This is a genomic window from Bacillus sp. SD075 (genome assembly GCF_017355165.1).
In the GTDB taxonomy this organism is placed as follows: domain Bacteria; phylum Bacillota; class Bacilli; order Bacillales; family DSM-1321; genus Peribacillus.
This window is the reverse complement of record NZ_JADILK010000084.1, coordinates 1-7,546: the sequence shown is the minus strand read 5'-3', so window position 1 is coordinate 7,546 and position 7,546 is coordinate 1. Positions and strand designations below refer to the sequence as shown.

The 7,546-nt window shown below is 39.5% G+C and carries 5 protein-coding genes; all 5 read left to right on the top strand.

The annotated features are described in order from the left end of the window. Positions 1-577: 577 nt before the first annotated feature. The gene (locus IOC57_RS25025) at positions 578-1,336 is read left to right on the top strand and encodes a hypothetical protein (protein ID WP_207441292.1); all 759 of its coding nucleotides are present in this window, start codon (positions 578-580) and stop codon (positions 1,334-1,336) included. Between the two features lie 271 nt (positions 1,337-1,607). After that, the gene (locus IOC57_RS25020) at positions 1,608-2,603 is read left to right on the top strand and encodes a cation diffusion facilitator family transporter (RefSeq protein ID WP_207441290.1); all 996 of its coding nucleotides are present in this window, start codon (positions 1,608-1,610) and stop codon (positions 2,601-2,603) included. Positions 2,604-2,779: 176 nt separating this feature from the next. Continuing rightward, the gene (locus tag IOC57_RS25015; RefSeq protein WP_207441289.1) at positions 2,780-3,523 is read left to right on the top strand and encodes a Cof-type HAD-IIB family hydrolase; all 744 of its coding nucleotides are present in this window, start codon (positions 2,780-2,782) and stop codon (positions 3,521-3,523) included. 171 nt (positions 3,524-3,694) lie between these two features. Continuing rightward, on the top strand, positions 3,695-4,693 hold the full coding sequence (locus tag IOC57_RS25010) for an NAD(P)H-dependent flavin oxidoreductase (protein ID WP_207441287.1): 999 nt from the start codon (positions 3,695-3,697) through the stop codon (positions 4,691-4,693). A gap of 424 nt (positions 4,694-5,117) precedes the next feature. Continuing rightward, positions 5,118-7,514, top strand: coding sequence for a YhgE/Pip domain-containing protein (locus IOC57_RS25005; protein WP_207441285.1), 2,397 nt, complete (start codon positions 5,118-5,120; stop codon positions 7,512-7,514). The last annotated feature ends 32 nt before the right edge of the window (positions 7,515-7,546 follow it).

The following is a 7,546-nucleotide window of genomic DNA, read 5'->3' as shown; positions in this document are numbered from 1 at the left end:
GTCTGTGCTGCTCTTAGTGAGCAGCTTTTTTGTTGTTTCCAAAAGGATGGTAGTTATTTTGAAAGAAAAAATCGTGGGAAATTTGGATATAAACGGTTTTCTATCACTCTCATTTCTGGCTGATTTTGGCAGACGGTGATGTAGGAGGAGGTACCCCGAACAATGATTATAAACAAGAATAGGTTATAGTTTATGTTTTTTAACTGTTCCCTCATTAAAATGAAGAAATTTACGACAATCCTGCCGAATAACTGGCTAGCCAAGACCCCCGCTGAGATGCTTGCGGCGAGAGACTTAGCAGACAGTCGGCGGAAAGGGAGCTGATTTTTGAAATCAACAGGAACGTTTTTATATAAGAAAAACTGCAGGCGAAATCCCTCTTGAATTTGTCTATAGTTTGGGCTGCTCTTAGTGGGCAGCTTTTTTCTGGTTCCAAAAATGATCGTATTCATTATTGGGGGAATTTAAACGTGTTCGTTATTGTGACTATTATCAACCCATCATGATACTCATTCATTTGCAACTTTGAAATCCTTTGCTAGAATATAATCTATAGAAAAGATTAGGAGTGGTGACTGTGGCTGAAACTTCAGCTGAAGATTTGATTCATTATATTGCACCAAAAGGAGAGTATATCCCTTTTGGTGATGATACGGACTATATCGCTAAAGGATTGGAATGGAAATTATTCACTGCCCGATCGGTAAAAAGAGAACTATTATATAAAAGCGGCAGTTTACAAGCAAAAGTCAAATTGGCAGGTTATGAACAATATGGAAATGGTCTTGACACTGTAGTCGTAGAATTTGAAAATGGTAAGCTTAGTTGCATTCACCCTTCCTATTTAAAGGAAATGCAAAGCTCCAGTTTTGGAAAAGAATTGTTGAGTGGACCGGTTTCCGAAACATCTGCAGATACAAGTGAAACTGAGCAGGTGATGGAAGCCCCAAATACGGAAAACTCCGATAAGCTAGGTGAAGAACCTAAAAAAGCAAAAACCAAAACTAAGAAGAAGGCAGCAAAACCTAAGTTGGACTTACCTGGGGAAAAAGTGCATTTCACTGCAACCATCAAGGAGTTCACGGCGAAAATGAACCATTTCACTGGTGAAGAAGATGAAGTCATCCTTTTGGAGAATGTCAAAGTGACAACGGAACCTGAATTGACTATCGGCGATGCTTGGTGTGGTTATAGCAAGACATTAAAAAAAGCTGAGCTCGAAGAAGGGGACAAAATCGAATTTGATGGAAAAGTGGTCGACAAAAAATACAATAAAGAAATACGGTATAAAGTAAATAATCCATCTAAGTTAGTTAAAAAGGGGATGGAAGCTTAAACGCAGAAGTTCTTGCATGATAGGGAGTAAGCCACCGCTTACTCCCCTTTTTGTTGCGTGAATCAGTTTTCTTAAGAAATGAATGACCATTGTGAACTCATTAGAATAGAATGAGTCCATTTCTCGAATATATACGTTTGTGGGATATACATGTTATAGCCATTCCCCAATCGTATAGTTAAGGGTTTCGCTTTTGTGGTTTCATATTTTCCAGTGTTGGGGATAATACATTATGATAATGGATTAATAAAAAGATTAGGGGGGTTATTATATGAAAGAATTATTTCGATTATTAAAACAAGGTAATAAATCTGCGTTCATTGCTGCCTGTGTGAATAGTATCATCGCTGTGCTAAAGGGGATTGCTTATTTCATGACAGGTAATGTCGCTATGTTTGCTGAAACTCTACATACTTTGGGTGATGCTGCGAATCAGTTTTTCGTCTTCATTGGTTCCGCACTAAGTAAAAAGTCACCAACTGATCGGTTCCCTGATGGTTTTGGACGTTTGGTTAATCTCGTATTATTAGGGGCAGTATTAGTTGTCGGGATCATGTCTTATGAAACGATTAAAGAAGGGTTCCATCACATTTTGCACCCAGCAGAATCAACTGGTATCATTATAAATTTGTCCGTCCTTTCGTTAGCAGTTGTGTTGGAATCATATGTATTATTTAAAGCGATGAAAGAAGTGGTGCATGAGACTGGAATCGAAGCTAAAGGAACAGCCGTTATATTTAAGAGCTTCTCTGGTTTAAAAAGGGCAAAACCAGCGACGAAATTAGTATTCATGGAAGATATGGTAGCAACCGGTGGTGGGATACTTGCGATAATTGCCATTTTATTGGCAAACTTCACGCCCTTCATCCAAGCGGAAGGAGTTGCTTCCGTCATGATCGGTCTTGGTATGTTCTATGTGGTTGGAAGGGTTTTTCTTGATAATGCTGCAGGTGCTCTTGGAGAAGCCGATATTGAAATGCGGCAAAAAATTGGAACTATGGTCATGGATGATCCAGACGTAAGGGATATACAGAAACTGGCCGTTATAAAAGAAGGGGAAGACTTTCATGTTGAACTTGAAGTTGAACTTGATCCCCATATTTCAATCGCCCAGGCGGATGATATCAAAGATCGGTTGTTTAATGAAATATTCAAGGAAAGAGGAGTAACGGATGTCATTATAGAATTTGATGAAAATGATGGTGTTCCAAAATGGGAAGGTCAGATAAAAAAAGAATTGAATGAAATGAAAAAAGACAGGGAGTAGAAGATGTTTAGAGTGACGGAATACGAAGTGCCCGGATAAGGATATTTGGTTGATTATAAAAAGCATGTCACTAATGGTAATGCCTGTTCAATTCTTCACGTACTTTCCTTCCGTATGCATTATAAGCTATCATGGACTTAGTTACCTAAAGAAGGATTATGGAAGGGTGAAAAAGAATGAAGAAACAAGATATTAAGTTAGTTGCACTTGATATGGATGGCACGCTACTCAATAAGGCTGGAGAGATATCTGAAGAAAATCGGAGAGCGATAAAAGAAGCCGAAGATCAAGGGATTTTTGTTGTATTGAGCACAGGAAGATCCTTTGCGACCTGCAGTGATTTTGCAAAGTCAATGGAACTCCAATCATACCTCATTACGGTAAACGGAAGCGAAATATATGATAATCAAGGAAAACTGGTGGAAAGGAATATCGTCGATAGTGAGTCCATACAATGGATGTGGGAATTAAGCCAAAAACATGGTACACATTTTTGGGCAATTAGTTGCGATAATATTTACCGGGCTAAAATGCCTGAAAAAATTCATGATTCGCAATGGCTTAAATTCGGATTTGATACAAATGATGATGACGTCCGCCAAATCATCATGGATGAACTGGTATCAAAAGGAAACTTTGAAATAAGCAATTCAAGCCCAACGAATATTGAAGTGAATGCCATGGGCGTCAATAAAGCGAAAGCGATAAAGCTTGTATGTTCATTGCTTGATCTTACTATGGATAATGTTATGGCTGTAGGTGACAGCCTTAACGACCTTGCCATGATTTCTGATGCAAAAGTGGGTGTAGCAATGGGAAACGCCCAAGAAATTGTGAAAGAAACAGCAGATTGGGTTACATCAACAAATGAAGAAGATGGTGTAGCTAAGGCCATTCGTAATTGGGCGTTATCATATTGAAACGATACTGTATATGGGACGTATTCCATATACAGTTTTTTCATTGAAATGGCGCAGCATGACATAGAGATTCTGCTGTTAAATTAATTTCTTGAAAATTGTGTATTTTAGAAGTATGATAATCTAGTAGTGTTATATTTTGGTAATATATTAAAAATGGGAGGTTTCAAGATGACAAGAAGTTTGCCTGATCAGTGGTGGAATCAATTATCATTACCAATTATCTCAGCACCTATGTTTTTAATATCCGGTCCTGAATTAGTGAAGGAATGCTGTTTGAATGGGGTGATCGGTTCTTTTCCAGCGCCGAATGCGCGGCCGATAGAGGTATTGGATGAATGGCTGGGTGACATAAACGAGACTTTGATTGCAGCAAAGGCTAAAGAACCAGGCTCAAAGATTGCACCATGGGCAATGAATATGGTTGTCCACCGTACATATAGCCGTCTTGAAGAAGAGTTGGAATTGGTCAAAAAGCATCAGCCTCCCATCGTCATTACATCATTAGGTTCACCAAAACATGTGGTGGATGTTGTACATAGCTATGGCGGCTTGGTCTTTTCTGATGTCAGCTCTGTGGATTTTGCAAAAAAGGCTGCGGAGTCAGGTGTGGACGGATTGATCTTAGTTGCTGCGGGGGCCGGTGGTCATGCGGGTGAAATTAATAGCTTTGCTTTCGTGGACAGCGTAAGGACATTCTGGGACGGAATCATTTTGCTTGCAGGATCCATCAGTACTGGTCATAGTATCTTGGCCGCTCAGGCTGCAGGAGCTGATCTTGCATATATGGGTACACGTTTTATCGTGGCAAAAGAGAGCAGGGCAAATGATGAATATCGTGAAATGCTTGTCGATTCAAATCATGATGACATCATCTTGACTGATGCATTTTCAGGCGTTAATTGTAATATGCTTAAACCGAGCATCAGAAAGGAAGGCATGGACCCAGAAAAATTAGCTAAAAAAGACAAAGTCGATTTTGACAGCATGTCCAAATCATCTGATTCTAAGGCGTGGCGTGATATTTGGTCAGCAGGTCATGGTGTAGGGGCGATTAAAAAAATAGATACCGCTTCCGGCATCATTAAGCAATTAGAAAAAGAGTATCAGGAGTCCTTAAAGAAATTGAACGGGCAGGCAGAAAAGTTAAAGGGCATTATATCAAAATGATATGAAAGCGCTTCATTTAATTATGCGAATATAGTTAATTAAAAGGGTATCCATTATGGATACCCTTTTGCCTTGTAATATCAAAGTCGATTTTATCAGCTGATGATAAGATCTTAATTAGCTAAAAAACCAATCTAAATAGGATATAAAGAGAAAAATTGTAAATATAGGGTGTAAGACAAGAGAAAAAATATTGATAAAAAGATGGATAAATGTTATATTATCTTCGTGATAATGACCGAATGAACAATATAGTCATTAATTATCAGTCGTTTAATAAGTAATATATATATAAGGTTAAGATTAAGAAATTTTTAAATATATATTGCAGAAGCAAATGACTTAAATATGTATTCTTCAATCCGTTTTCACCGTGAAAGATTAAATAAACGGCATATTCGTCGTATAGGAGGGCTTGGTGCGCGTGTTAAAATCTTTAAAGGGTGAATTTTTAGCCATAATAAAACATCCTATGATACTCATTTCCATAATAGGGATCATACTGATTCCCTTATTATACAGCGGCACGTTCCTGTGGGCATTTTGGGATCCATATGGTAAGGTGGACCAATTGCCTGTTGCCATTGTCAATATGGATGAGGGTGCGGAGTTCAATGAATCGGAACTTACAATAGGAAAAGATTTAGTCAAGGAGTTAAAGGAAAAGAAGGATTTCGATTGGCATTTCGTCAGTCAAAAAGAGGCCGATGATGGCCTGGAAAATCAAGATTATTACATGAAAATAGAAATCCCGAAAAACTTTTCAAAAAATGCTACGACCTTACAGGAGGACAATCCGGAAAAACTTGATTTAATTTATACGTCCAATGAAGGTTTCAACTATATATCTACAAAAATAGGTGACGCAGCTTCAGAGAGAATCAAAGGGGAAGTTTCGTCAGCCGTTACAAAAACCTATGCGGAGTCAATGTTCGATAATTTGAACGAAGTGGCTGACGGGCTCAAAAGTGCCAGTGATGGAGCTGGTGAATTGAAAGATGGAACAGATACAGTGAAGAAGGGATCAAGTGAACTTGGTGAAGGGATTAACTCAGCTAAAGAAGGCTCCAAAAAAGTAGATGAAGGAATTGATTCCCTTCACTCAGGTTCTGTTGAAATCCATGAAAACCTGGAAAAGTTAGCTGAAAAATCATTGACCTTTTCGAATGGGGTCGGTTCGGCAGCTGCGGGATCAAAAGAACTCAATCAAGGGTTACAACAGTTTAGCTCTGGTGTTGGACAAATGAAGGATGGACAATCGGAGCTTTTGCAAGGAGCCAAGAAATCTGAAGCTGGAACTGGTGAATTGGCCTCTGGACTGCAACACTCAATGGAGGGCTTCAATCAAATTGAAGAAAAGCTTCCCGCTTTGACAGAGGGGGCAAATGGTGTGGCTGCTGGCGCTGCTCAGCTTTCAGGTTCATTGTCTGAATGGAGCGCAGCATCGAACGAAGCAAAAGCGGGGGCATCTGAAGTTTCGGCAGGTTTGGATGAGGTTATTTCAGGGTTGAAACAACAATCTGAAGCTACGGATGATCCTGCAGTGAAAGCGCATTTGGAGGGAGTGATTTCTTCTCTAACCCGCATCAGTGAAGGAAGTAAAGGAGTTTCTGAAGGAGTAGGGAAACTATCAGCCAGTGCAAGTGAAATGGCTAAAGGCTCAAATAATCTTAGTGATGGAGCTAATCAGTTAGGGGAAGGTACAAGTGCATTAAGCGGCGGTTTCACTCAATTGAAGCAAGCTCAGGATCAACTTGCCAATGGGGCGAATGAACTGAAAAATGGTCAAGGTCAATTGGTGTCAGGTTTGAAAACATTTGGCGATAGTATAGATTCAGCCCAGAATGGGCTTGGACAGTTAACCGAAGGCAGCAATAACTTGGTAAGTGGGCTTGATCAGCTTGAAGATGGATCCAAGCAATTATCAAGTGGAACCTCACAGCTTTCCGAAGGTTCGAAAGGATTGGTTTCAGGAACGGATAAGTTGAAGGAAGGTTCATCCAGCCTTACTAATGGTATGGGAGAACTGGCGAATGGAGCCATTAAGTTACAAGATGGAATCGCTAAACTTTCAGATGGATCTGCAGAATTACATGACGAATTGAATGATGGGGCAAACGAAGCAGGCAAGATAAAATCCAATGAAGAAGTATATGATATGTTTGCAAGCCCAGTTAAAGTGGATAAATTACCAATTAACAATGTACCAAACTATGGAACTAGTTTTGCACCATATTTAATTTCATTAAGTTTATTTATCGGGGCTATCGTTCTGACGATCATATTCCCGTTAAGAGATCCTGCTGTTAAACCGGCAAATGGATTTAGCTGGTTTATAAGTAAATACAGCGTCATGGCACTCATAGGAATTTGTCAAGCCATATTGGTGGACTCGATTTTAATTTTAGGTCTTGGAATCAATGTAACGAGCCTGCCACTATTTTTTGCAGTAAGCATTCTTGCTAGCTGTACATTCATGGCAATCATTCAGTTCCTGGGATCAGCCTTTGATAATCCTGGCCGGTTCTTAGCATTATTGATTCTGATTCTTCAACTGACCAGCAGTGGCGGAACATTTCCAAATGAATTGGTTCCTGGCTTCCTGCAAGGGTTCACACCGTTCTTACCGATGACTTATTCTATTAATGCTTTTCGTGCGGTCATCTCAACAGGAGATTATAGCTTCATGTGGCATAATCTTGGCATATTGGCCATATTCCTCGTTGCGGCATTAATATTATCACTTCTTTACTTTATTTATCGGTATAAGAAATTGAACGGCGTATTAAATGAAAAACAGGAAGATGCAACTGTACATTGATCAAAAAAACAGCGACCCGTCATGGGTCGCTG

What these genes read in the sequence shown, in the direction of transcription:
- IOC57_RS25020 (WP_207441290.1), top strand. Translation starts at nt 1,608, where the DNA reads ATGAAAGAATTATTTCGATTATTAAAACAAGGTAATAAATCTGCGTTC.
- IOC57_RS25015 (WP_207441289.1), top strand. Translation starts at nt 2,780, where the DNA reads ATGAAGAAACAAGATATTAAGTTAGTTGCACTTGATATGGATGGCACG.
- IOC57_RS25010 (WP_207441287.1), top strand. Translation starts at nt 3,695, where the DNA reads ATGACAAGAAGTTTGCCTGATCAGTGGTGGAATCAATTATCATTACCA.